We start from the raw sequence: 23,901 nt of genomic DNA, 5'->3' as shown, positions 1-23,901 counted from the left end.
TCGTGCACTTCAACTCGATACTGGTCAGCGTCACCGAGATCTGCACCGTGGGCTGCCGGCACTGCGGCTTCACCGGCTCCACGCGGGACCGCCAGCCGACCGCGGACGAGATCGGGCGCTGGGTGGCACAGGCGTGCGACAGCGGCATCCCGGAGATCATCTTCACCGGCGGCGAGCCCTTCCAGCGATTCCGGATGCTCAGATCCGGGGTCGGGGCCGCCGCCGGCCACCCCGGCAGGCCACGGATCTCGGTGTTCACCAGCAGCTTCTGGGGCCGCTCGGCCGCGACGGTGGACAAGATCCTCGGGCAGTTGCCGGGCCTCACCCGGCTCTTTCTGAGCACCGACGTCTACCACCAGGAACGCGTCCCCACCCAGCACGTGGTCAACGTGATCGAGGGGGCGATCGCCAGGGAGATCCCAGAGATCAGCCTCTGCATCACCATCGCCGAGGACCACGAGGAGGAGCAGATCCGCAGGCTGTACCGGCGCTTCGAGGACCGGGTACGGGTGCATGTGGACCGGGTGATCCCCACCCCGTTCATCAAGACCGCGCACCAGGTGGGCCTGCCCCCCGACCCCGAGCACTTCTCGGCCTCGTGCTACCTGGAGACCCCGCTGATCAACCCGAACGGCGACCTGTCCGCCTGCCACATCGGCAAGGCCGGGGCCTACGTCACGCTCTCCGACCTGGCCTACTTCATGGGCAACCTGCACGAGAAGTCGTTCCAGGAGATCCTCGCCGACGCCGACCGCAACTACGAATACCAGTTCCTGCGGGTGTACGGGCCGCAGGGCGTGGCACGCATGGTGGCCTCCTCCCCCGCGGTGCGCGGGCTGTTCAAGGGGGCGACCTTCACCAACGGCTGCGACCTCTGCTACAAGATGCTCCGCTCACTCGACGGGCGGGCCCGGCTGCGTGAGATCGCGGCCGACCCGTTCCAGCGCGAGCTGATCGACGCCATCCGGCTGGTCCGGTTCGGCGAGCGACCTGCCGAACCGCGGCCCGCACCCGGCGCTCCCCAACCAGTAAGGAGTGGCACTTGACGAGCACGGACTTCGTCGGACTCGTACCCGCCGCAGGCCGGGGCACCCGGATGGCCCCGCTGCGCTACCCCAAGGAACTGCTGCCCATCGTGTACGAGCAGGCCGAGGGAGGCGCCCGGCTACGTCCCGTCGCCGAGTACGCGCTGGAGTCGCTGGCCGGTGCGGGGGTCGGCAGCGCGATCGTGGTGGTGGCTCCGTGGAAGCTGGAGGTGGTCGCCTATCTCGGGGACGGGCGCCACCTCGGCGTCGACATCGCCTACCTCCTCCAGGAGGAGGCGCGCGGCCTGGCCTGCGCGCTCGACCTGGCCCGGGGATGGACCAGGGGGCGCGACGTCGTGTTCGTCATGCCCGACACGGTCTTCACCCCGCCCGACGCGCTGACCCGGCTGCGCCACGTCTACGAGGAGACGGGGGCCGACCTCGCGCTCGCGGTCTTCCCCACGCCGGACGCGCACCGCCTCGGCCCGGTGATCCTGCGCGGAGACCGGGTGCACCGGGTGTTCGACAAGCCCGCCGACCCGCCGGTCATGAACACCTGGGGCGCGGCGATCTGGGGGGACGCCTTCGCGAGGCTCCTGCACGAGGGGCTGCTCCAGGACACCCGGGAAAAGGCCCCCCAGAACGACAGCCACCGGAACGGTGAGCCGGTGCTCGGCCACTACTTCGACCTCGCGGTCCGCAGCGGCCTGCGGGTCCGCGCCGTCGAGTTCCCCGGCGGCGCGTTCCAGGATGTCGGGACGCCGCTCGCCGTCCGCCGGTCCATGGAGGGCCCCTCACTTCTGGCGGTGGGTCCGTGAGGCTTCTCTTCTTCGCGATGAGCAGCGCCGGATACGGCGAGACGCTGATCGGCATGTCGCTGGCCCGCCAGCTCAGGGTGGCCGGAATCGAGAGCTTCTTCATCGTCGAGCCCACGTCGGAGAAGCTGCTGCGTGGCAGCGGGTTCCCGTACCTGGTGCTGAACAACTCGATGGGCTCCTTCGCCACGCTGCTGGTGGACGAGACGGTCCGCGACTTCCGCCCGGACGCGATCGTGCTGTCCGACTACTTCACCTACTGCGGCGTGTTCCCCAAGCGCTATGGCGTCGACCCGTGGTTCATCGAGCGGTACGGCCTGCCGATCATGCCGATCGACATCTGGGAGTGGGCCAACACCGAGTTCGCGGTGGACGTCTTCCAGGGCAAGGCGATGAGCGTCGCCCGGCGGATCATGGACATGCCCACCCACCTGCGCCCGGTACCGATCTGCCACCTCGACTCCGACTCCCGGACGTACCCCTTCCGCCTGTGGGAGGGTAACGAGCGGGTCAGCCGCCGCACCCGCCACCACCTGCGCGAGACCTTCGGGATGGCGCCCGAGGACCGGATGGTGCTGCTCGCGGTGGCCGGATGGCAACAGGACAGGTACGCCGACGAGAACGGCGACCGGATCGCCGACCAGGTTCCCGAACTGCTCGTGCACTACCTGCGGCAGCTGCCGCCCAGCGCCCGCTTCGTGCTGGTGGGCAGCGTGCCGCCGGTGCTGGCGGACCTGGCCGACCGCGCCCACGTCATCCCCGCCTGTTCGCCGCACCGGTTCAACGTGCTGCTGGGCTCGGTCGACCTGGTGCTGACGCTCAACCTGGGCGCCACCACCCTGGCCAGGGCCGTGCTGTCCGACATCCCCGGGCTGGTGCTGACCAACCGGTTCGACGTCCCGGAGAAACCGGACATCGACCGGGTCGAGGCGGAGCTGTCCGGCCTGTCGGAGGACGTGCGCTCCTGGCTGTCGCGGACCCTGCCCATGTATCCGTTCCGGATGTGGCCGCTGGGGTTCCACAGCTTCCTCGACCCCATCGTGGCGAAAAATCCCTACATGTCGACCTTCGCTCACGCCGAGCTGCTCGACGAGCCCGCCGTGCTGTCCGCGCTGCACGGCGTGCTGTACGACCGGGGGGTCCAGGACGGCCTGGCGCGCGAGCGGGCCGCGTACCTGGAGACGCTGACCGATCATCCCGGCACCCCCGAGGTCTTCGCCTCGGCGGCGCGCCGCCTGGGCCTGGTGTGAGGTGGACATGAAACAGCTGAGCATGCACGTGACCGACCTGTGCAACGAGAAGTGCGGCTTCTGCGTCGTGGGGTCGCCGCTGGCGAAGTCCGACAGCGTGGAGTACGGCGACCTGATCCGCTTCCTCGCCGAGAACTCGGGGCAGGGGTACGCGTCGGTCAACCTGCACGGCGGGGAGCCGACGATCCATCCGCGCCTGTTCGAGCTGCTGCGTACGATCCGGCTGCTGGAGTACCCGCGCGTGGAGATCCAGACCAACGCGCGCCGCCTGAAGGACCCGGAGTTCACCCAGCGCCTCGCCGAGGCCGGGGTCGAGCTGTTCGTGGTCTCGCTGCACGGCTCCACCTCGGTGATCCAGGATTGCCTGACCCAGACGCCTGGCGGGTTCGACGAGACGATCGAGGGCATCCGCAACGCCAAGCGCTCGGGCGTCGCCGTGCGGACCAACACCGTCATCACCCGGCTCAACATGGGCCGGCTGATGGACATCTGCCGGCTCTGCGTCGAGCTGGAGGTCGACCATGTCAACATCTCCAACCTGCACCCGGTGGGCAGCGGCTTCTTCGCCCTCGACATGCAGGCGCCCACGGTCGCCGAGACCCGCAGGCACCTGCTGCCGGTGATCGAGATGATGCTCGCCTCACCGGCGCGGCTGACGCTGGAGGGCTTCCCGCTCTGCGTGGTCACCCCGCACGAGGCGCTGGCCATCGAGGACGGCACGCGCTCGATCCGGATGATGTACCAGGGCAACGTCCTGGACGACTACGACGCGTTCATGGACGAGCAGATGCGCTCGTACGGGCCGCCCTGCGACGGCTGCCCGCTGCGGACGCAGTGCGGCGGGGTCTACAACGAGTACGCCGAGCGCCGCGGCTGGGAAGAGTTCGGCCTGCGCCAGCCGTTCCCCATCGGCGGGTGAGCGAGATGTCCCGGCGGATCGCGATCTGGGCGGGGAGCAGCCTGCCCAACGTCGGTGACCGGCTGCTGGCGGCGGTGACGGAGGCCGAGCTCTCCCGCCGCCTGCCGGGTGCCGTCTTCGGGCACTTCTGCCCGTGGAGCACGGCGGCGGAGCCCGCACCGCTCTGGGTGGACGGGGAGGGGAACTGGCCCGGCGCGGGATCGTTCGACGCCGTCGTGATGGCGGGTGGCCTGTGGAGCGGCCCGCCGTTCCGGCACCCGATCATGCAGGTGTTCTGCCTGGGCGGCGACCCTCGGGCGTTCGACCCCGGCGTGTGGGTCGCCTGGCACGGTGTGGGCCTGCAGGACGACACCTCGGCGGCGGCGCGCGACGACTGGCGCGGCTACCTGAGGGCGGTCCGGGAGCGGATCGACCACCTGACCGTGCGCGGCGCGGGAGCCGCCCTGCGGATGGGCGAGGCGACCGGCGTGCCGGACACGACCGTCGTCCCCGATCCCGCCTTCGCGCTGGAGCCGCTGCCCCGGCCGCCGCGCCCGGGGCGGCGCCGGCCGCTGATCGGCGTCGCCGTCGGCGCCCCGGGGGTGACCTCGCAGCTGGTCACCCACCTCGTCGGCCGCAACCTCGCCGGGCACGGCGCGGCGGACCTCGCGCTGTGCGTGCCACCGGAGCAGGTCATGGCCGAGGCGACGAGTCCCGGGGAGCGGGCCGCCGCGCTGGGGTTCGTGACGGAGCTGGGCCTGACGTTGATCGAGCTGGCGGGCTTCGCCGACATCGAGTTCATCACGGTGCCCAACATCTACGGGGACGAGGAGGTCGGCGCCCGGTTCGCCCGGTCGGTGCCGGGCGCCCACATCCGGGAGGTGCCCCTTCGGAGAACCTCCACCGGAGCCGAGGAGCTCACCGAGGCCCTTTCCCGCTGCGACCTCGTCCTCGTCTCCCGCTACCACAGCGCGATCCTCGCACTGCGCGGCGCCACCCCGTTCGTGGCGGTCGACCCGTTCTGGAGCCGCCGCAACGGCACGAGCAAGCTGCACGAGCTCACCGGCGAGCTGGGCATGGCGCACCGCCACTGGAACGCGCACACCGGCGAGGACCTCATCGGGATCGTGGAACGCGCGCTGGACGAGGAGCCGATCGAGGCCATCGCCTACCGGGAGGCGCACGCGCGGGCGGCGGCCGCCTTCGACAGGCTCGCCGAGGCACTGCGCTCCGCACGGCCGAGAGTGACGCCGGCAGTGACGCCGAAAGCGACAGCGGGGAGATCGTCATGACCCTGAAGGCCGTGCTCGTCTACTCCAACGACGACGGGTTCTCGCTGGGGGTGGAGCTGATCCGGGCGGCCGTGGCCGACCGCCTCCCCCCGTCGCGGGTCGAGCACCGGGTCTGGTTCCACGAGGACGTGGGCAACCTGGCCGAGGACTACCTGGGGCACTACAACGCCTTCATGGCGCGGCTGTTCGACTACCGGCCGGACGTGATCTCCTTCTCCGCGTTCGTATGGAACCACGATGAGTTCACCCGGATGGCACGTATCGTCAAGCGGCACCTGCCGGACTGCCGCGTCGTGTGGGGCGGCGCCCAGGCCAACTCCCGGCGGATGGCCGCCCACCTGCTGCGCGAGTACCCGTGGCTGGACCTGGTGCTGCGCGGCGAGGCCGAGGAGGCGTACCCTGACCTGCTGGAACAGCTGGCGCGGGGCGGCGACCTGGACACGGTGGCGGGCCTCACCCGGCGCGTCGACGGCGAGCCCGTGCACAACGACGACCCACCCGACGTCGACCTGGGCGCGCTGCCGCTGGTCTTCACCGCCGACAGGCTCCCCCTGGAGCCGATCCTGCGGCGCAGGCCCGGCGCGGTCCTGGCCTACGAGACGGGCCGGGGATGCCGGCAGAAGTGCAGGTTCTGCCTCTACAGCGCGCCGAAACTCCGCGCGTTCCCGATGGAGCGGATCGAGCGCGAGCTGACCTACCTGCTGGCCGGGGGCATCCCCTACCTGCGGATGTGCGACGCCCACCTGGGCATCTCGCGGCACCGGGCCATGGAGATCTTCGAGATCGTCGCCGAGCACAACCGGGGGACGGTGGTGGACGTCTACCCGGATGTCAAACACGTCGACCTCGACTACGTACGGGCGATGAACCGCGCCGGGTGCCGCGTGATCACCCTGGGCATCCAGTCGTCCGACGCCGACACCCTGCAACTGGCGGCCCGCAGGTTCGACCGGCAGCGGTTCGCCCAGGCCGCCTCCCTCATCCGCCGCCACCACAACCACGCCCTGGCCGCGGACATCATCATCGGCATGCCGGGGGACAACGCGGACAAGGTCCGCGACAGCGTACGCTTCGCCTACGCGAGCGGCGTGGAGAAGGTGCACTTCGCACCGCTGATGGCCTTCCCCGGGACCGACTTCTTCGAGTACGCCGAGCAGTACGGGATCGAGTTCTTCGACTTCCAGCCCCCGCTCGTCGTCAGCTCGCGCGGCTTCGGCACCGAGGACTACCGGCGGGCGATGGTCTTCGCCGGGCGGGTCGAGGCGCTGCAGGACATCGCGCCCACCCTGCTGCGCTGCATGATCGCGGTCGCGGACTGCGACGTCGCGGACTGGGCCGAGCGCCTGGACCTGGGCTCCGGCACCGACCCCGCGCCCCTCATCGAGGAGGCGGACCTGCCCCCCGGGGTGCGCCGCCTGCTACTCGACGGGCTCGCCTGGGACACCGCGGTCCGAGCCCAGCGGGCGACGACCGCGCAGGATCCACCGGGGCTCGCCGACGGCGCGCTCGTCGCGGGCGTCGCGCCGGACGCCGTGCACTGGGCCGACCACCCCGTCCACCTGCTGCTGCGCGACTTCACGATGACCTTCGACGCGCTCGCCCACGAACGTCAGGGCTACCTGTTCCCCCGGGGCGGCACGGTGGGCTACCCGCTGACCGGCCCGCTGCTGGCCGCCTTCGAGGCGGCCGCGGTGGGGATCACGGTCGGTGAGTGGCGGGACAAGACGCGGGCCGGCTCAGCCACCGAGCCGACCCGTGAGGTATGCGACGCGGCCTTCAGGATCCTCTGCGCCACCGGGGTCGTCGCGCTGCGCGAGGAGGGGTGAGTCCTGCTCGCGCAGGGATCTGGCGCGTGAGTCGTACTCGCGGGCCAGATCCCTGCGCGAGGACAGGCCGAGCTTGGCGAACACGCTGGACAGCTGGGCCTGAACCGTGCGGGGCGACACGAAGAGCTTCGCGCCGATCTCGCGGTTGGTCAGCCCATCGGACGCCAGCAGGGCCACCTGGCGTTCGGCCCTGGTCAGGGCGGCCCAGCCGACCCCCCGCCCGCGCGGCCCCCGGCCCCTGCCCGCGTAGACGACGGCCTGGCCGACGTCCAGCCCGGCGCCCTCGGCCCACGTGGCGGCGAAGGCGTCGGCGCCCAGCGCCGCGCGCACCCCGGCCAGGTCCGCCTCGTGCTGCGGCGCCATCGCCGGGGGACGCGACAGCCCCAGCCGGTCGCGCAGCGACTGGGCCGCGCCGAAGAGCCTGGCGGCGTGCTCGTGGCGGTGGTGCCCTGCCGCGAGCCCGGCCATGGCCTCCAGCGAGTCGGCCGTCTGGGCGCGCAGGCCCATGGTGGCACCGGCCCGCAGCGCCGAGTGGTGCGCGGAGGCGGCACGTACCGGGTCGGCACACCGGGTGACGCGGCCGAGGGTGAACAGGCACCGCCAGGTGAGCGGCCGGTCGTCGGTCTCGCGTGCGCGCGCCATGGCCTCCTCGGCGAAGGTGAGGGCCGCGGCGGCCGCGGCGGCACCGCCCGCACCCAGGATCGCCGCGCCGAGACCGGCCAGCCCCATCGCCGCCAGCCGCGCGGCGGTGCGCTCGCCCACCTCGGCGACCTCGGAGAACACCTCCCTGGCCGCCTCGTACTCGCCGATGTCGAGCAGCATCCTGCCGAGCGTGTCGAGGCAGTCACCGAGCAGCGGCGGGGAGCCTGCGGAGCGCGCGATCTCGACCGCCTCGGCGAGCCGCTCCCCCGCCTGGCCGTACCGCCCCCGGCAGGAGGCCACCTCCCCCAGCCCCCTGAGCACCGCGGCCCTTCCCCAGACGTCGCCCATCCGCTCGGCGGCGGCCAGGCTCTGTCCGAGCGCGCTCTCCGCCTCCGCGTAGGCGCCCTGGTAGACGGCCACCTGCGCGATGGCCAGCAGGCCCATCTCCAGGCTCAGTTCCGAGCCGTGCCTGCGGCCGATGGCGACGCACCGTTCCAATGCCGCGCGTGCCCCGCTGAGGTCCCCTGCGGCGACGCGGGCGTGCCCGAGCAGGACGAGCGGCGCGCAGTTCCACGCGTGGCCCGCCGGCGCCCTGCCCTGGGCGGCGAGCTCGGTGAGGGTGCGGCTGGCCGAGGCGGGCTCGCTCATCGTCCGCAGGCCCGCCAGCACCGCGAGGGCCCGGGTCTGCCCGGCCTCGTCTCCCAGCTCGCGGAACATGGCCAGGGCCCGGCGGCAGGCGTCCGCGGCGTCGGCGTACTCACCGAGGGCGCAGCTGAGCACCGCGGTGCTCAGCGCCGCGGCGGCCGGCACCTCGCCGTGGACCAGCCCTCCGGCGGAGACCAGCGAGGCGAGCCAGCCGCGCCCCTCGCGCGGGCGGCCCCGCACGATCCAGTACGTCTCCAGCGCGCTCGCCAGCCTGGCCCCGACCGTCGCGGGCCCGCCGGAGACGCACCAGCACAGCACCGCCCGCATGTTGGCGTAGGCGGCCTCGACGCGTTCCAGGTGCGGCGTGGCGGCGCCCGTGGTGAGCGCCTCCGCCGCCCGCTCGGCCAGCGCCGCGTAGTACTCGGCGTGGCGCGCCCGCACGGTCTCGGCTTCGCCGTCGGCGCGCAGTTCCTGCCCCGCGTAGGCGCGCACGACCCGCAGCAGCCGGTAGCGGGTCACGGTGCCCGCGGTGTCGCACTCGACGAGGGACCTGGACACGAGCCTGGCCAGGAGGTCGACGACGACGTCGGGCCTGATACCCGCGCCCGCGCAGACTCCCTCCACGTCGTCGATGACGAAGCCGTCCTCGAACACCGAGAGCCTGCGCAGCAGCAGCCGCTCCCGCCCGGGGAGCATCTCGTGGCTCCAGCCGATCGCCGCCTCCAGCGACCTGTGCCTGGGGTGGGCGGTACGGCTCCCCCCCGCCAGCAGCCGGAGCGGGTCGTCGAGCCGCTCGGCGATCTGCGCCGGCGACAGCATGATCGAGCGCGCGGCGGCGAGCTCGACGGCCAGCGGCAGGCCGTCGAGACGGCGGCAGATCTCCTCCACCGCCTCGGCGGTCTCCGGGCTGGCGGGCCGTCCCTGCGCCGCGGCGCGTTCGGCGAACAGGCGGGCGGACCGCGCCACGTCCAGCGGGGCGAGGCGGTAGGTCACCTCGCCGGGAACGCTCAGCGGCTCCCTGCTGGTGGCCAGCACACGGAGCCCGGGGTGGGTGCCGAGCAACTCCGGAACGGTCACGGCGCACCGGTCGGCGACGCGCTCGCAGGTGTCGAGCACGAGCAGCGCGGACCCGTCGCCGGGGACCACGGCAAGAGCGTCGAGGCCGGTGAGATCACCGAGACCGGCGGTCAGGTCGCGAAACCAGATCCCGCCGGGATAGGCGCCGGCCCGGGCATGGGCGTACGCGTGCGCCAGCCGGGTCTTGCCGACCCCCGGCGCGCCGGTGAGCGTGACGAGCCGCGCCGAACCGAGCAGATCGCGCAGGCCGGCGAGTTCGGCGTCGCGGCCGACCGGGTCGCCGGACCATCGCCTGGGCAGATCGCCGTCCACCGCTAACCCACCAGACGCCGCGCGAACGACCGCAGCGACAGCGCGCCTGTGGCGAGCGTCCCGGCGGCGAGCACGCCCAGCGCGACCGCCTCCGGCATGTGCGGGACGGCGGGGCTCAGCGCGCCGCGCAGCGCCTCGCTCACGTAGACCAGCGGATTGACCAGAACCGCGGTCTGCAGCCAGGGCAGCGCCTCCAGCGCGGACCAGGGGTAGTACACGCAGCCGAGCATCATGAGCGGGACTATGAAGATCGCGAACAGCGCGCTGAGCTGCTGGGGCGGGAGCAGCGTGCCGATGAGCAGGCCCAGGCAGGCGGTCAGCAGGGACGACAGCACCAGCACCGCGATCAGCAGCGGCCAGCGACCGAAGTCGATGTTCGGGGCCTCGCCGGGGCCGTGCACGAACAGCACGGCGAGGAAGACGACCACCGCCGCGATCACCCCCTGGATCGCACCCGCGACGATCTTCTCGACCCCGACGGCCCAGACCGGGATCGGGGCCAGCGCCCTGTCGTCGATCTCCTTGGTGTAGGACAGCTCCATGACCAGCGGGGTCGTCACGGCGAAGATGCCCTGGAGCACGATGCCCGAGGCGACCAGGCCGGGGACCAGGATCGTGGCGAACGTCTCCGCGCGCCCGGCCTCGGAGAGTCCCTGCCCCGCCCCGTAACCGATCCGCGGCAGGACCACGGCGAACACGAATATGAACAGGACGGGCTGGACCACGGTGCGGGCCATGAAGGAGGGCAGGTCCCGCCGCAGCACCCGCAGGTCCCTGGCGAGCAGCGCGCCGAAGGTGCGCGCGTAGCCGCGCGACGCGGCCGGCGGCGCGATGGTCGATGCCGTCATCGCATCTCCTTGAGCGGGGAGATCCCGGGCTCTGGCCCCGGGAGAGGTGGCGCGGCGCGATGCCGCGGGGAGGAGGTCAATCCCGGTACTCCCGCCCGGTCAGGGCGAGGAACACCGTTTCGAGGCTGGGCCGGACGACCCGGACGTCGGCCAGCGCCAGCCCGGCGTCCTGGCCCGCGCTCACCAGGGCGGCGAGGATGCCCTCCGGCGCCAGGGTGAAGACGCGCAGCCGGTTCTCCGAGGCCTCGGCGTCCGCGACCCCCGCCAGCCGCCGGGCCTGCTCGACGAGCTTCTCCGGGTCCCCGTCGTAGGTGAGGGTCAGCACGGTCCGCAGGCCGGTCGCCGTCTTGAGCTCGGCGAGTTCCCCGCAGGCCAGCACGGCTCCGCGGTCGATGATCGCGATCCTGTCGCAGAGCTCCTCGGCCTCCTCCATGTAGTGGGTGGACAGCACGATCGTCTGGCCCCCGGCGCGGATCTCCCGCAGGGTGTCCCAGAGGTTCACCCTGGTCTGCGGGTCCAGACCCGAGGTGGGCTCGTCGAGGAAGAGGATGTCCGGCCGGTGCATCAGCGCCCGCGCGATCATGACGCGCTGCGCCTGGCCGCCGGACATCTCGGTGATCCTGGCCGTGGCGCGGGACCCCAGGCCGAACCGCTCCAGCAGCTCGAGCGCCCGCCGCCTGGCCTCCTTCGCGGGCAGCCCGGCGTACCGGCCGCGGAACTCCAGGTTCTCGCACGCGGTGAGCTGCCGGTCGAGGTTGTTGTACTGGGCCACGACACCGATGTGGCGTTTGACCGCGATGGGCTCGCGCACCACGTCCGCGCCCCCCACCCTGGCCACACCGCCGGTGGGCACGATCCTGGTGGTGAGCATGCCGATCGTCGTCGTCTTTCCCGCCCCGTTGGGCCCGAGGAGGCCGAACAGCTCCCCCCTGCCCACTCGCAGGGTGAGCCCGGCCACCGCCTCGGTCACCCCGGACGAGCTCACGTAGGTCTTGCGCAGTTCGCTGGTCTCGACCGCGACGTCCGCCATGTCCGGCTCCCTCTTCGGCACGTGGCGCCCAGTGTGCGAGCACCCGGTTAAAGCGCGCCTTGATCGCGGTTGGAATCCGGTTTGAGGCATGGCACCGCCCCTGGCAGGGCGCGGCACCAGGTACTTCCATACCGGGTTTCAACCGTTATCCAACCGGCCGAGCCGACACTTCGTTCAGACGACGGGAGCCCGATGCCACCCCCCAGCGCCATCCTGCGGGCGAAGATCGACCTGGCCGGCCGCGCGCTCAGGAGCGCGGAGAGCACGCTGTGGCGCGCCCCCGGTCCTCGACGGCGTTACCGCGACTACCTGTGCGCGATGCACATGGTCATCAGAGCCTCGGTACCACTGCTGCGGGCCGCGTCGGCCAGGGCGGTGGAGCTGGGCGAGGGGGAGCTGGGCGAGTACCTGGACCGGCACGCGGCCGAGGAGGCCTGTCACGACGACTGGCTGCGCGAGGACCTGGCCTCGATCGAGCCCTCGGCGGAGGAACTGCTGCGCCGCACGCCGCCCCCGTCGGTGGCCGAACTCGTCGGGGCCCAGTACTACTGGGTGCTGCACCACCACCCCGTCGCGCTGCTCGGATACGTCGCGGTGCTGGAGGGCGAGGCGCCCTCCCCCGCACTGCTCGAACACCTCGAACGGGGCACCGGATACCCCCGGGCGGCCTTCCGCACCCTGTGGCGGCACGCCGCGCTGGATCCGGGGCACCGTGACGGCCTGGACCGGATGCTCGACGGCCTGCGGCCGACGCGCGAGCAGCAGGCCGCCGTCGGCACCAGCGCCCTGCACACCGTGCGCGCCGCGGCCGCGCTCCTGCGCGAGCTGGCCGGGGAACCCCCGGAGGTGCTCCCGTGCACCTGATGGACATCCTGGCGCTGCGCCCGGTACCCGCCGCCGCGGTGCTCATGGCGATCACCCGGCGGTGCCCGCTGCGCTGCGGTCACTGCTCGACCGGCTCGCTGCCCGGCTCCGAGGAGCACCCCGGGGAGATCTTCCAGCGGTTCGCCGGGACGTTCACCCCGGCGGACCGGCCGGAGCTGGTCATGCTCACCGGGGGCGAGCCGCTGCTCCGGCCCCGTCTGGCCCGCTCCCTGGCCGAGACCGCCGCCCGCAGCGGCACCCGCACGATGATCCTGTCGGGCATGTTCTTCGCGCCCCGGATTCCCGCCTCGATCGCCGGGGCGATCGAGGCGGCCGACCACTTCTCCGCCAGCCTGGACGCCTTCCACGAGGAGGAGGTGCCCAGGAAGAGCGTCTTCGCGGTCATGCGGGCGCTGCTGGCGCGGGGCAAGGACCTCAGCTTCCATCTCACCGGGAGCGGGCCCGACGACCCCTACCTGCGCGACGTCACCGCGGAGATCCGGCGGGAGTTCCACGACCGGATCCCGATGCTGGTGGGGCGCGTGCGACCGGTCGGCCGGGCCCGGGCCGGCGCGCCCGCGCTCCGCCCCCTACCGGGCAGGGGCACCGTACCCGCACCGGCCGCCGGGAACGCCGGAAGCGTGACGGGCTCCGGGGTCGCGCCCGCGCTGCCGTGCGCGATGGCCGCCTGGCCGACCGTCGGGTTCGACGGGACGATCACCGCGTGCTGCAACCAGGACGTCGTCGACCACCGTCCCGTCCCCGGCCACCTGCGCCTGGGGCACGCGGGTGCCGACGACTGGAGCACGGTCAGGGAGCGCTGCCTGACCTCCGGCACGCTGCGCGCCCTGAGAACGTACGGCCCGCTCCGGCTGGCCGGCGCCCCGCCGGGCCGGGGGTACTGCGAGACCTGCCGGGCGCTGGAGGTCACCCCTCCCCCGCACACGCCCGCCGCCGCCTTCCTGGAGCGGCGGGTCCTCGACATGCAGCTGGCCGGCGGCGGGGTGGGCTTCGCCGGGAGGTACGGCTGCCCGCCCTACGGCGACCTCGTCTCACTCGGCCACCCCGGGAGGAAACATGACCTTTGACCCCCTCGACGAACTGGCCCGGGCGGGAATCGACCTCACCCTCGTCGGCCCCGAGCAGCGCGAGATCGTCCGCTCGCTGAGCGAGGCCGAGGTCGCGCTCCTGGTCTCCATCCACGGGCAGCTGCGAGAGGGCTCCCCCGAGGTCGAGGCCCACATCGTCGGCGGACTCCTGTTCTGATCGGGGATGATCATGCGGTGCCCTTCCTGCCTGGCCGAGACGCCGGGACACCCCCGGTTCTGCCCGTCGTGCGGCACACACCTCGCCGCGCCGGCGCCGGTGGAGGTGCGCAAGATCGTCACAGTGGTCTTCTGTGACCTGGCCGAGTCCACCGCGCTGAGCGAGCGCCTCGACCCCGAGTCCCTGCGCGCGGTCCTGATCCGCTACTTCGCGCTCATGCGCGACCAGCTCGCCTGGCACGGCGGCACGGTGGAGAAGTTCATCGGCGACGCCGTCATGGCCGTCTTCGGCGTACCGGAGCTGCACGAGGACGACGCGCTGCGTGCCGCCCGTGCCGCGCTGGACATGCGGGCGGCGCTCGAACGGCTCAACGACGACCTCGACCACGATCTCGGGATCCGGCTCAGGGTCCGCATCGGCGTCAACACCGGCGAGGTCGTCACCTCTGGCCTCACCCGCGGTGAGCAGGCCCTCGTCGCGGGCGAGACGGTGAACGCCGCCGCCCGGCTCCAGCAGCTCGCCCAGCCCGGAGAGATCCTGCTCGGGCCCGAGACCTGGCGCCTGGCCGGCCCCTCCGCCGTGGGCACCGCGGCCGGCCCCCTGACACTGCGCGGCAAGCGGCATCCGGTCACCGCGTGGCGGCTGGTCTCGATGCGCTCCGACGACCCGGCCGTGATCCGGCGGTTCGACATCCCGTTCGTCGACAGGCAGGAACCGCTGCGCGAGCTGGACCGGACCCTGGACGGGATCATCAGGCACCGCCACTGCCGCATCGTGACCCTGCACGGCGAGGCGGGGGTGGGCAAGACCCGGCTGGCACGGCTGTGGGCGGAGCGCGCGGGGCAGCGGGGCGTCCTCGTCGGTTCCGGCCGCTGCCGCCCGTACGGCGCGGGCGGCACGCTGCTCGGGGTGGCGGACGCGGTGCGCGAGCTGGTGACCGTGGGCACGCCCGACCCGCGGGCCCTCGCCGTGCTCCGCGACGGCCTGCTGAAGGACGGCACGCCCAACCCCTCACACCAGGAGACCTCCTGGGCACTGCGCAGCGTCCTGGCCGGACTCGGGCGCTCCACGTACGTGCTGATCGTGCTGGACGACGTGCAGTGGGCGGGCGGCCCGGTCTTCGACACGCTCGGCCGGCTGGCCGAGGAGCTGAGCGAGGCGGCGGTGATGGTGCTCTGCGTGACGCGCTCCGACCTGTTCGACCGCATGCCCGGCTGGCAGGTCGCCTCCCGGCTGGCGCTGCCCCGGCTCGGCCCGGCCGACTCCCGGCTCCTGGCCTCCGGGCTGGCCGAGGTGACGCCGCACGACGGCGCCCTGCTCGACCGGATCGCCGACCGCTCCGAGGGCAATCCCCTGTATCTGGAGCAGCTCGTGGCCATGCTCGGCGACGGCGGGGAGCCGCACGGCCTGCCGCTGACCGTACACGCTCTCATCGCGGCCCGCGTCGACAGGCTGGGTCCCGCGGCCAGGGAGGTGCTGGAGTGCGCCGCGGTGGTCGGCAGGGAGTTCACCGCCGGGGAGCTGCGGGCCGTCTCGGGGACCGGCGAGCCCGGCGCTCCGCTGGAGGAGCTCCGGCGCAAGTCCTTCGTCGAGCATCGTACGGAGGCGACGTTCCGGTTCACCAGCGGCCTCATCCAGGAGGTCGTCTACGGCGGCATGGCCAAGCGGCGGCGGGCCGAGCTGCACGAGCGGTTCGCCGGCTGGCTGGCCGCCGGGGACGGCGGGGACGAGGCGGTCGGCACGCACCTGGAGCAGGCATACCGGCACCGCGCCGACCTAGGCCCTCCTGACGAGCACACCGCGCGGCTGCGCGACGGGGCGGCGGCCCGGCTGTCGGAGGCCGGCACCCTCGCGCTGCGCAGGAGCGACCTGTCCAGGGCGGAGAACCTGCTCAGCAGGGGGGCCGCGCTGCTGGGGCCGGCCCACCCCGGCTGGCCGCGGATCAGCGGGCGCGTCGCGGAGACCCAGATCACCCTGGGTGACGTCGAGCGGGGACGGCTGCTGCTCACCGAGGTGCTGGAGCGCGCGACCGGCGACGCGGACGCGGTGGTGGCCGCCCACGCCTCGCTCTACCTGAGCCACTTCGACCCGGCCGGCTCCCCCGAGGTCGCGCGCCGTGCCATACCGGTCTTCGAGGCCGCCGCCGACGACCTCGGACTGGCCAGGGCCTGGACCATGGTCGCCCAGGAGGCGCAGGGGCGTGGCAGGTTCGCCGAGACCAGGGAGATGTTGCAGCGTGCCCTGGAGTACGCCACGCGGTCCGGCGCCGAGCTGGAGCGCGCCACCATCCTGGGCAACCTGGCGGCCTCCCTCTGGCTCGGCCCGGAACCGGCGCCCGTCGCCATCTCCAGGTGCCGTGACCTGCTGGCCGGGCACGGCGGGGGCCGGGGGATCGTGCGCGCCGTCGTCGGCTGTCCCCTGGCGGTCCTGCTGGCCACACGGGGAAGGTTCGACGAGGCCAGGACCACCCTCACGGCGGCCGGGCGTTCCCTCACCGACCTGCGGCACGCCTACGCCGACGCGTTCATGCCGATCTTCTCCGCGGCCGTCGAATCGCTGGCCGGACGCTGGGACCTCGCCGAGGACCTGCTCCGCCAGGCATGCGCCAGGGCCGGGGCGCTCGGCGACACCCAGCTCCTGGCCACCGCCTCACGTGACCTGGCCGGCACGCTGCTGCGCCGGGGAGACCTGGCCGGGGCCGAGCTGTGGGCGGGCACGGCCCTGGAGGGCTCACCCCGGGCCGCCCCGATGAACACGGCCGAGCTGCACGCGATCCAGGCCGAGGTGCTCGCCGCCCGGGGCGCCGCGGAGCCCTGCCGGGAGCTCATGGACCTGGCCGTACGCGAAGCCGGCGGCACCGACTCCCCCGCCTGCCGCGCCACGGTGCTGCTCGGCAACGCCCGCGGCCTCGCCGTCCTGGGCGCCCACCAGGAGAGCGAGGCCGCGGCGCGCGGCGCGATGGCCGAGTTCGCGGCCAAGGGGCACCTGGTCGGCAGGGGATGGGCACTGGCGCTGGCGGGCCGGCGATGACCGCCCATCCCGAGCTCACCTGGCGGCTCGGCGCCGAGGACGACCTCGCCGACATCACCGTGTCCGCCGCGGGCAACGCGGCCATCACCCCGGAGTGGGCGTGGCAGGGCGCCACCGGGCGCGGCGTGCGGGTCTGCGTGGTGGACAGCGGGGTCGACCGCGACCACCCGCTGCTCGCCCCGGTGCAGGCGACCCATGCCGTGGTGACGGGCCCGGACGGTAAGGCCGTCGTGCGGGAGAGCGACGCCGCCGACACCTGCGGGCACGGAACGGCGTGCGCCGGGATCATCCGCTCGATCGCGCCCGAGTGCGAGCTGCACAGCGTCCAGGTGCTGGGAGCGGGCTTCTCGGGAACCGGTGACGCCTTCGTCACCGGACTCCGCTGGGCCATCGAGCAGGGCTTCGACGTGGTGAGCCTGAGCCTGTCGACCAACAGGAGGCATCTGGCCGAACCGCTGCGCGAGCTCGGTGACCTCGCCTACTTCCGCCGTACGGTGCTCGTGGCGTCCGCGCACAACCTGCCGGTGGAGAGCTTCCCCTGGCGGTTCTCCTCGGTGATCTCCGTGGGAAGCCACGCCGGGGCCGATCCCGGGCTGATCCTGTACAACCCTCGCCCGCCCGTGGAGTTCTTCGCCCATGGATCCGACGTGGAGGTGGCCTGGCCCGGCGGCGGACGCACCCGGTGCACCGGGAACAGCTTCGCGACCCCTCACGTCGCGGCCCACTGCGCGCTGATCCTGAGCAAGCACCCCGGGCTGACGCCCTTCCAGGTGAAGACCGTCCTGTACCTGACCGCGCAGAATGTGAGGAAGCTCAATGATGGTGAACGGTGAGATGATCGCGGCCGTCTCGGCGGCGGTCGCCGGCTCGGAGGCGGAACACCGCCTCCTGCTCCAGTCGATCGTCGACACCGCACGCGTGATCTTCGGGGCCAAGGCGAGCTCGATCTTCCTGGTGAACGAGGAGCACGGGGACCTCGTCTTCGAGGCGGTCTCCGGCGAGGGCGAGAAGGTGCTCGTCGGACGGCGCTTTCCCGCCACGCGGGGCATCGCGGGGTGGGTGCTGAGCGCCGGGGACGCGCTGATCGTCGACGACCTGTCGACGAGCACGGTGTTCGCCCGCGACATCGCCGAGTCGACCGCGTACGTGCCGGGTGGGCTCATGGCGGTGCCGCTCGTCCACGACGACGAGGCGCTGGGCGTGCTGGAGGTGCTCGATCCTCACCCACAGGCGCGGGCGGCCATCGACGAGCTGGCCCTGCTGACGCTCTTCGCCGCGCAGGCGTCGGCGGCGCTGCGGATCGTGCAGCGCAATCGCCACGCCCTGCGGGTGCTGGAGGGCACCGGGTCCGAGTTCGGCGACCTGCTGTCCATCGTCTCCGCGCTCGCGGGCGGGACCGAGGAAAGACGGCGGGCCGGACTGCGCCTGCTCGGTTCACTTCACGAGCTCCTGGTTGACAATCAGAGCTGACTACTTCAGCAGAAATCACCGGTTTACTAATAGATAGGCGCATATATCATGACAATTCTGTGAGCCCGCCTCCACATAACCCGGCCAGATTTCCGCAGCCGCCTGGACAGCCAATGGAGAATCCCCCGTGGGTGCAACCGTAGTGCGCGAGAAGGCGGAGGCGGGAGAGACCACCTTCGCCGTGCTCGGCCCTCTTGAGGCCCGCCGCGACGGCAGCCTGGTCCCGCTCGGGCCCTTCAAGCAGCGCGTGCTCCTGTCCCTGCTGCTCTGCCACGCCAACAGGATCGTCCCGGTGGACCAGCTCAGCACCGCGGCGTGGAGCGAGGAGCCCCCCAGGACCGCGCTGAAGAACGTCCAGGTCTACGTGTCCGCGCTGCGCAAGAACGTGCTCGGGGAGGCCGACCGCGACCGGCTGGCCTACCGTCCTCCCGGCTACCAGCTACGGCTCGGTCCCCAGCAGCTCGACATCCTCGTCTACGAGACCCTGGCCCGCAGGGGCCGCCAGCACCTGCGCGACCGCGAGATCGCCAAGGCGGTGGGCCCGCTCCACGAGGCTCTGCGGCTCTGGCGGGGCGACCCCCTGCCCGACATGGCGCACGTGCCGCTGATCAGCGACGAGCTCTCCCGGCTGCGCAGTGAGCGCATGTCGGTGTACGAGGACTGGGCCGAGGCGGAGCTCAGCCTCGGACACCACACGCACATCATCGGCTCCCTGGAGGAGAACGTCCGGCGCCACCCGCTCAGGGAACGGCTGCGCAGCATGCAGATGATCGCGCTGTTCCGCTGCGGGCGGCAGTCGGAGGCCCTGGCGCAGTACGAGGACATGCGCCAGACACTGGCCCGGGAACTCGGCCTCCAGCCCAGCCCGGTCCTCGAACGGCTCTACCGGGCGATCCTCGCGGGTGACCCGTCCCTGGACGGCCCGTTGGGCGGGGGCCCGCCACACCTCGGCGGCGCGACCGTGATCAGGCCGCACCCCACCGCGGGCCACGGCCAGGAGGTGATCGCCCACCTCAGCCAGCTCCCCCGCGACCTGGCCGACTTCACCGGCCGCCGCGAGAGCGTCCAGGACATCCTCGACGTCTTCCGCGCCCGCCGGCACAGCCCGCCGGTGGTGATCTCCGGCCCGGCGGGAGCGGGCAAGACCGCGCTGGCCGTGCACTCCGCCCACCTGCTGCGCGAGCGCTTCCGCGACGGGCAGCTCTTCGTACGGCTGCGCACGGCGGGCGGCCGGGAGCGTTCGATTCCCGATGTGCTGGCCGAGATCCTGCGCACCTGCGGCTTCGAGGGCGACCCTCCGCGCCGGGCCGGCGAGCGGGTCGCCGCCTGCCGGGCCTGGCTGGCCGAGCGCAGCATCCTGCTGATCTTCGACGAGGCGTCCACCGCGGCGCAGATACGGCCCCTGCTCCCCGGTACCGGGGACAACGGAGTGCTGATCACGAGCAGGAGGCGGCTGAGCGCCCTGGAGTCGGCGCACCACGTGGCGCTGGAGACCTTCACCCCTGCGGAAGGCGTCGAGTTGCTACGGCGGACCGCCGGTGCCGAGCGCGTCGACGCCGACCCCGCGGCCGCCCTGCGCGTGGTCGGCACCTGCGCCAACCTTCCGCTCGCCGTCCGCATCGCCGGGGCGCGACTGGCCGCCCACCGTCACGTCAGGCTCTCCCTGTTCGCCGACCGCCTCGCCGACGAGCACTCGCTGCTGGACGAGTTGTCGGTGGACGACCTGTCACTGCGCACCTGCGCGGCCACCTACGAGCGCGACCTCGGCCCCGAACTGTGGACCTCGCTGCGGCGCCTGGGCGCGCTGCCGAGCGGCGAGTTCACCGCCGACGATCTGGCCGCGCTGCTCGACTCGGACGTGCGGCTGGCCGCCGACGTCGCCGACAGGCTCGCCGAGGCCCATGTGGTCACCGCGGAGCCCAGGCCCTCCCCGGTCTATCTGATCGCCGACTGGCTGCGCCTGTACGCACGGGAGCGGCTGCAGCGGGAGGAGTCGGCGCCCCAGCGCACCGCGGCCGGGGAGCGGCTACGCCGCGCCCGCGCCCGCGCGTAGCCTGGCACGGCGCCCGTCCCGCTAAGGCACGTCACACGATGAATGGGCAGATAAAAGGACTTCCTCTATTTTGCCTAACGGACCACCGGCGAACTCCCGGCCAGAGAAAGGGAATTCATCCGGCGGCCAAAAATCCCGGCCGCTCCCTCCCGAATTCCGCTTTTCCGGCTAACCCGATATCATCCGGCACTCCCGATACGGTCCCGCATAACCGGCCGGTTTACAGATCCATAAAAACCTGCCGACGAGGGCCGGGTCCCGCACCCGTGCGGAACCCGGCCCTCGTCACCCGCGGCGGTTCACCAGCGCTGGTGGACCTGGGGGCGGATCAGCTCGTCGTAGATCTCCCGCACACCCTGGAGAGTGGCCTCGGGCAGCGCGTCGAACGCGGCGGCGGCCGCGTTGGCACGGGCCTGGGCCGGGTTGCGCGCACCGGGGATGACCACGGAGACGCCGGGCTGGTCGATGATCCAGCGCAGCGCGAACTGCGCCATGGTGATCTGGGGCGGCACCAGCGGGGCCAGCCGGCGCACCGCCTCCAGGCCGGTGGCGTAGTCGACCCCGGAGAAGGTCTCGCCGACGTCGAAGGACTCGCCGTGCCGGTTGAAGGTACGGTGGTCGTCGGCGGCGAAGACCGTGGACTCGTCGTACTTGCCGGACAGCAGGCCGCTGGCCAGCGGGACGCGGGCGATGATGCCGACCCCGGCGGCGGCCGCCGCCGGGAGCACCTTCTCCAGCGGCTTGAGCCGGAAGGCGTTGAGGATGATCTGAACGGTGGCCACGTTCGGCCGGGCGATCGCGGTCAGCGCCTCCTCGCAGGTCTCCACGCTCACCCCGTAGGCGGCCACGCGGCCCTCTCCCACGATGGTGTCGAGGGCGTCGAAGACCTCGTCCGAGGAGTAGACCGGGGTGGGCGGACAGTGCAACTGCACCAGGTCGAGGGTGTCGACGCCGAGATTGGCCCGGGAGCGGTCGGTCCAGGCCCGGAAGTTGTCCAGGGTGTAGGCGGACGGCTCCTGGGCGACACGGCGGCCCATCTTGGTGGCCACGGTCAGCCCGGGCCTGTCCTTGATCAACTGCGAGACGATCTGCTCGCTCCGTCCGTCGCCGTACACGTCGGCGGTGTCGACGAAGGTGACCCCGGCGTCCACGGCCGCGTTGAGGGTGGCCAGTGCCTCGTCCTCGCCGACCTCACCCCAGTCGGCCCCCAACTGCCACGCGCCGAGCCCGACGACGCCGATCTGCCTGCCAGTTCCACCCAATTCACGCTGCTGCACATCAGCGATCGTAGCCCGCGCGGCACGATGGGATCACCGGTGTCCGGGGCGGAGCGGTCCCGGCCGCCCCGCCATGGGCAATTCTCACCAAACGGGCGCGAAACGCCTTCTAGTCCGGTGTCTTCGACACCACATGGGCGTCAGGCCCAGGAAAAACGAGGCTCTCGTGCTGGTCGTCCTCCCAGCGGACCACGTAGGGCGGGCTTCCGTCCTGGTGATGGAGTTCGACGATGAACCCGATCTTGCGAGGGTCGCCACTGTGGGTCCCCTCCACGATCAGCTTGTCACCTATGGTTGCCTTCACTGTGGCCTCCTGGATCACAGGTGCCGGCTCTCCGGGCATCCCTCTCCTCCCATGGCACCACCCCAAAGCGCATACGTCCAGGTGAGAGGCACATTGGGGCGGCCGAACGGTTCGGTCGGCCGCGGAATTCCCGCATATGAGCCGACACTGGGATAGTGAGGCCATGCACGCACTCGACGTTCTCGGTGACCCCGTCCGGCGCCGGATCCTGGAGTTGCTCGCCGATGGCGAGCGGGCGGCCGGCGAAATCAGCGCCGTGGTGCAGGAGGAGTTCGGGATCTCCCAGCCCGGCGTCTCGCAGCACCTGCGCGTGCTGCGAGACAACGGGTTCGCGACCGTGCGCGCCCAGGGAACACGGCGCCTGTACGCCGTCGACCCCGCCCCGCTGCGGGAGGTGGACAGGTGGCTCGACCGCTACCGGCACTTCTGGACCCAGCGCCTCGACGCCCTGGGCACCGAGATCGCACGGGGAAAGCGGGAGCGCCGCGCCGGAGAGGCCCGCTGAGGCCGTCCCCGCCCGGAGGGCCGCAGAGGCGCACAGGCGTAACGGAGGGCGAGACGACATCTCTATTGACGGAACCTTTGGGAGCGGTCTAGCGTGGCGGAAGAACCACCAGCCGCAGGAGAGAACCATGACCCAGGTAGCCGCACCAGGCTCCGGGTCCAGCCTGCCCTGCTTCAGGGATCCGATGCGGATCCGCCCGCCGCGCAAGGGCCTGCGCCCAGGTACCGCCGCCGGGGATCCGCAGACTCCCTTCTGACCCTGGCGTCGCGGCGGGCTCCGCCGCACGACCGGTTCGTGCGGCCTCTCCCGTCGCGTTCCCGCCCGGATCACGTGTCCCGCCCCGGCGAGCACTTTCTGAGACGACCCCGAGCACTCGGAGCGCATCATGACCACAGACCTTTCCTCATCCTCCATCACCGGCCCCTCCGCCTGGCGCGGTGACGAGCTGGCCGGATCGACCGAGTGGATCTACCTTCTCAACGACGCCGAGCGTGAGGAGCTGGAAACCCTCGGCCGCCGGTTCGTCGAGGACGACCCCGACCTGCGCGAGGTGACCGCGGAGAGCTACCCGCTCGTCGCCGCGCGCGGCATGATCGAGGAGTGCGCGCGGCAGATGGACGCCGGGCGCGGCTTCATCCTGGTCCGCGGCCTGCGCACCGCCGAGTACGGCGACACGCTGGCCGGCGCGATCTTCTTCCTGATGGGCCTGCACCTCGGCACGCCGATGGAGCAGAACCAGCTCGGCAACGTGCTCGACCACGTCATCGCGACCTCCAACAAGACGCTCGACGACCCCGGAGCGCTGCCGTCGCGGGTGCGCGACCGGCTGCCCTTCCACTCCGACAGCTCCGACGTGGTGGCGCTGATGTGCCTGCGCGCGTCCAAGGAGGGCGGCTCCAGCAGCCTGGTGAGCGGCACGACGATCTACAACGAGATCCTGCGCCGCCGCCCCGACCTCGCTCCCCTGCTGTTCGAGCCCTGGCACTGGGACTGGCGGGGCCAGGACCCCGACGCCCTCTCAAACACCTACGTCTCCCCGATCTGCAGCTACGTCGACGGGGTCTTCAGCACCTACGCGGGCAGCACGATGATCTTCTCTGCCCAGAAGTACCCCGGCGTGCCGCAGCTCACCGAGGCGCAGATCGAGCTGCTGCACCTCTACGACGAGATCACCCAGGAGCAGGGGCTCCCGATCGACATGGACTTCCAGCCAGGTGACGTCCAGTGGCTGCTGAACTACGCCGCCCTGCACTCGCGGACCAGCTACGTCGACTGGCCCGAGCCGGAGCGCCGCCGGCACCTGCTGCGCCTGTGGCTCAAGCGCGACGTGGGCCGCCCGCTCGTGGAGGGGTTCGGCAAGAACGTCGTGAAGGCGAGGGGTGACGGGGAGGGCAAGAAGCCGCTGCCGGGCGGCAGCTTCCACATCGCCGAGGCGGTCGTGCCCAACCAGGACTGGGGCAACTGACCCGCGC

At 72.4% G+C, this 23,901-nt stretch carries 21 protein-coding genes; 16 read left to right on the top strand and 5 right to left on the bottom strand.

The features are described from left to right. Window positions 1-2 precede the first annotated feature (2 nt). The 6 genes from ACWD3H_RS41110 to ACWD3H_RS41085 are packed head-to-tail and all read left to right on the top strand — an operon-like array spanning window position 3 to window position 7,106. Entirely contained in the window at window positions 3-1,046 is a 1,044-nt protein-coding gene (locus ACWD3H_RS41110; RefSeq protein ID WP_355565117.1) for a radical SAM protein, read from the top strand. Then, the gene (locus ACWD3H_RS41105; RefSeq protein WP_355565120.1) at window positions 1,043-1,843 is read left to right on the top strand and encodes a sugar phosphate nucleotidyltransferase; all 801 of its coding nucleotides are present in this window, start codon (window positions 1,043-1,045) and stop codon (window positions 1,841-1,843) included. The genes ACWD3H_RS41110 and ACWD3H_RS41105 overlap by 4 nt, the downstream gene beginning before the upstream one ends. Then, window positions 1,840-3,090 carry a DUF6365 family protein gene (locus ACWD3H_RS41100; protein ID WP_451958867.1) on the top strand — a complete coding sequence of 417 codons (1,251 nt, stop codon included), beginning with the start codon at window positions 1,840-1,842 and terminating at the stop codon, window positions 3,088-3,090. Before ACWD3H_RS41105 ends, ACWD3H_RS41100 begins: the two co-directional genes overlap by 4 nt. Before the next feature lie 7 nt (window positions 3,091-3,097). Beyond that, window positions 3,098-4,009: a radical SAM protein gene (locus ACWD3H_RS41095; RefSeq protein ID WP_350928634.1), complete on the top strand. Its 912-nt coding sequence runs from the start codon at window positions 3,098-3,100 to the stop codon at window positions 4,007-4,009. Between the two features lie 5 nt (window positions 4,010-4,014). Next, window positions 4,015-5,280, top strand: coding sequence for a polysaccharide pyruvyl transferase family protein (locus ACWD3H_RS41090; protein WP_451958874.1), 1,266 nt, complete (start codon window positions 4,015-4,017; stop codon window positions 5,278-5,280). Then, window positions 5,277-7,106 carry a B12-binding domain-containing radical SAM protein gene (locus ACWD3H_RS41085; protein ID WP_451958866.1) on the top strand — a complete coding sequence of 610 codons (1,830 nt, stop codon included), beginning with the start codon at window positions 5,277-5,279 and terminating at the stop codon, window positions 7,104-7,106. Before ACWD3H_RS41090 ends, ACWD3H_RS41085 begins: the two co-directional genes overlap by 4 nt. On the opposite strand, the gene ACWD3H_RS41080 is transcribed toward ACWD3H_RS41085, so the two are convergent. From ACWD3H_RS41080 to ACWD3H_RS41070, 3 genes are all read right to left on the bottom strand, one after another. Beyond that, a complete protein-coding gene (locus ACWD3H_RS41080; RefSeq protein WP_451958865.1) occupies window positions 7,017-9,782 on the bottom strand; it encodes a helix-turn-helix transcriptional regulator in 2,766 nt (921 codons plus the stop codon). The genes ACWD3H_RS41085 and ACWD3H_RS41080 overlap by 90 nt on opposite strands. Before the next feature lie 2 nt (window positions 9,783-9,784). Continuing rightward, a complete protein-coding gene (locus ACWD3H_RS41075; RefSeq protein WP_350928628.1) occupies window positions 9,785-10,630 on the bottom strand; it encodes an ABC transporter permease in 846 nt (281 codons plus the stop codon). Window positions 10,631-10,706: 76 nt separating this feature from the next. Then, entirely contained in the window at window positions 10,707-11,660 is a 954-nt protein-coding gene (locus ACWD3H_RS41070) for an ABC transporter ATP-binding protein (protein ID WP_355565136.1), read from the bottom strand. A gap of 192 nt (window positions 11,661-11,852) precedes the next feature. Between ACWD3H_RS41070 and ACWD3H_RS41065 the strand changes: the two genes are divergently transcribed. The 7 genes from ACWD3H_RS41065 (at window position 11,853) to ACWD3H_RS41035 (ending at window position 20,343) form a co-directional block, all read left to right on the top strand. Then, window positions 11,853-12,524, top strand: coding sequence for an iron-containing redox enzyme family protein (locus tag ACWD3H_RS41065; RefSeq protein WP_451958864.1), 672 nt, complete (start codon window positions 11,853-11,855; stop codon window positions 12,522-12,524). Continuing rightward, window positions 12,524-13,612 carry a radical SAM protein gene (locus tag ACWD3H_RS41060; RefSeq protein ID WP_451958873.1) on the top strand — a complete coding sequence of 363 codons (1,089 nt, stop codon included), beginning with the start codon at window positions 12,524-12,526 and terminating at the stop codon, window positions 13,610-13,612. The genes ACWD3H_RS41065 and ACWD3H_RS41060 overlap by 1 nt, the downstream gene beginning before the upstream one ends. Beyond that, the gene (locus tag ACWD3H_RS41055) at window positions 13,602-13,790 is read left to right on the top strand and encodes an aroma-sacti cluster domain-containing protein (RefSeq protein ID WP_350928622.1); all 189 of its coding nucleotides are present in this window, start codon (window positions 13,602-13,604) and stop codon (window positions 13,788-13,790) included. Before ACWD3H_RS41060 ends, ACWD3H_RS41055 begins: the two co-directional genes overlap by 11 nt. A 12-nt stretch (window positions 13,791-13,802) precedes the next feature. Continuing rightward, window positions 13,803-16,820, top strand: a complete 3,018-nt coding sequence (locus ACWD3H_RS41050) for an adenylate/guanylate cyclase domain-containing protein (protein ID WP_451958863.1) — start codon at window positions 13,803-13,805, stop codon at window positions 16,818-16,820. Beyond that, window positions 16,817-17,653: a S8 family peptidase gene (locus tag ACWD3H_RS41045; protein WP_355567789.1), complete on the top strand. Its 837-nt coding sequence runs from the start codon at window positions 16,817-16,819 to the stop codon at window positions 17,651-17,653. Before ACWD3H_RS41050 ends, ACWD3H_RS41045 begins: the two co-directional genes overlap by 4 nt. After that, entirely contained in the window at window positions 17,637-18,290 is a 654-nt protein-coding gene (locus tag ACWD3H_RS41040; protein WP_355567786.1) for a GAF domain-containing protein, read from the top strand. The genes ACWD3H_RS41045 and ACWD3H_RS41040 overlap by 17 nt, the downstream gene beginning before the upstream one ends. 127 nt (window positions 18,291-18,417) lie before the next feature. Continuing rightward, entirely contained in the window at window positions 18,418-20,343 is a 1,926-nt protein-coding gene (locus ACWD3H_RS41035) for a BTAD domain-containing putative transcriptional regulator (protein WP_451958862.1), read from the top strand. Between the two features lie 299 nt (window positions 20,344-20,642). Here ACWD3H_RS41035 and ACWD3H_RS41030 read toward each other — a convergent pair whose 3' ends face one another. Continuing rightward, window positions 20,643-21,620: an aldo/keto reductase gene (locus ACWD3H_RS41030; protein ID WP_355567779.1), complete on the bottom strand. Its 978-nt coding sequence runs from the start codon at window positions 21,618-21,620 to the stop codon at window positions 20,643-20,645. A 109-nt stretch (window positions 21,621-21,729) separates the two neighbouring features. Continuing rightward, a complete protein-coding gene (locus ACWD3H_RS41025) occupies window positions 21,730-21,924 on the bottom strand; it encodes a DUF1918 domain-containing protein (RefSeq protein ID WP_355567776.1) in 195 nt (64 codons plus the stop codon). 163 nt (window positions 21,925-22,087) lie between these two features. Between ACWD3H_RS41025 and ACWD3H_RS41020 the strand changes: the two genes are divergently transcribed. The 3 genes from ACWD3H_RS41020 to ACWD3H_RS41010 all read left to right on the top strand — a co-directional run bounded on the left by ACWD3H_RS41020 (window position 22,088) and on the right by ACWD3H_RS41010 (window position 23,894). After that, window positions 22,088-22,429: an ArsR/SmtB family transcription factor gene (locus ACWD3H_RS41020; protein ID WP_350928608.1), complete on the top strand. Its 342-nt coding sequence runs from the start codon at window positions 22,088-22,090 to the stop codon at window positions 22,427-22,429. A gap of 127 nt (window positions 22,430-22,556) precedes the next feature. Next, window positions 22,557-22,685 carry a hypothetical protein gene (locus ACWD3H_RS41015; protein ID WP_355630014.1) on the top strand — a complete coding sequence of 43 codons (129 nt, stop codon included), beginning with the start codon at window positions 22,557-22,559 and terminating at the stop codon, window positions 22,683-22,685. Window positions 22,686-22,814: 129 nt separating this feature from the next. Then, a complete protein-coding gene (locus tag ACWD3H_RS41010; protein ID WP_451958861.1) occupies window positions 22,815-23,894 on the top strand; it encodes a TauD/TfdA family dioxygenase in 1,080 nt (359 codons plus the stop codon). Window positions 23,895-23,901 lie beyond the last annotated feature (7 nt).

The sequence above is a fragment of the Streptosporangium sp. NPDC002607 genome, from assembly GCF_053592655.1.
Note: the sequence above shows the minus strand (reverse complement) of the source record. Positions and strands in the feature narration are given on the sequence as shown.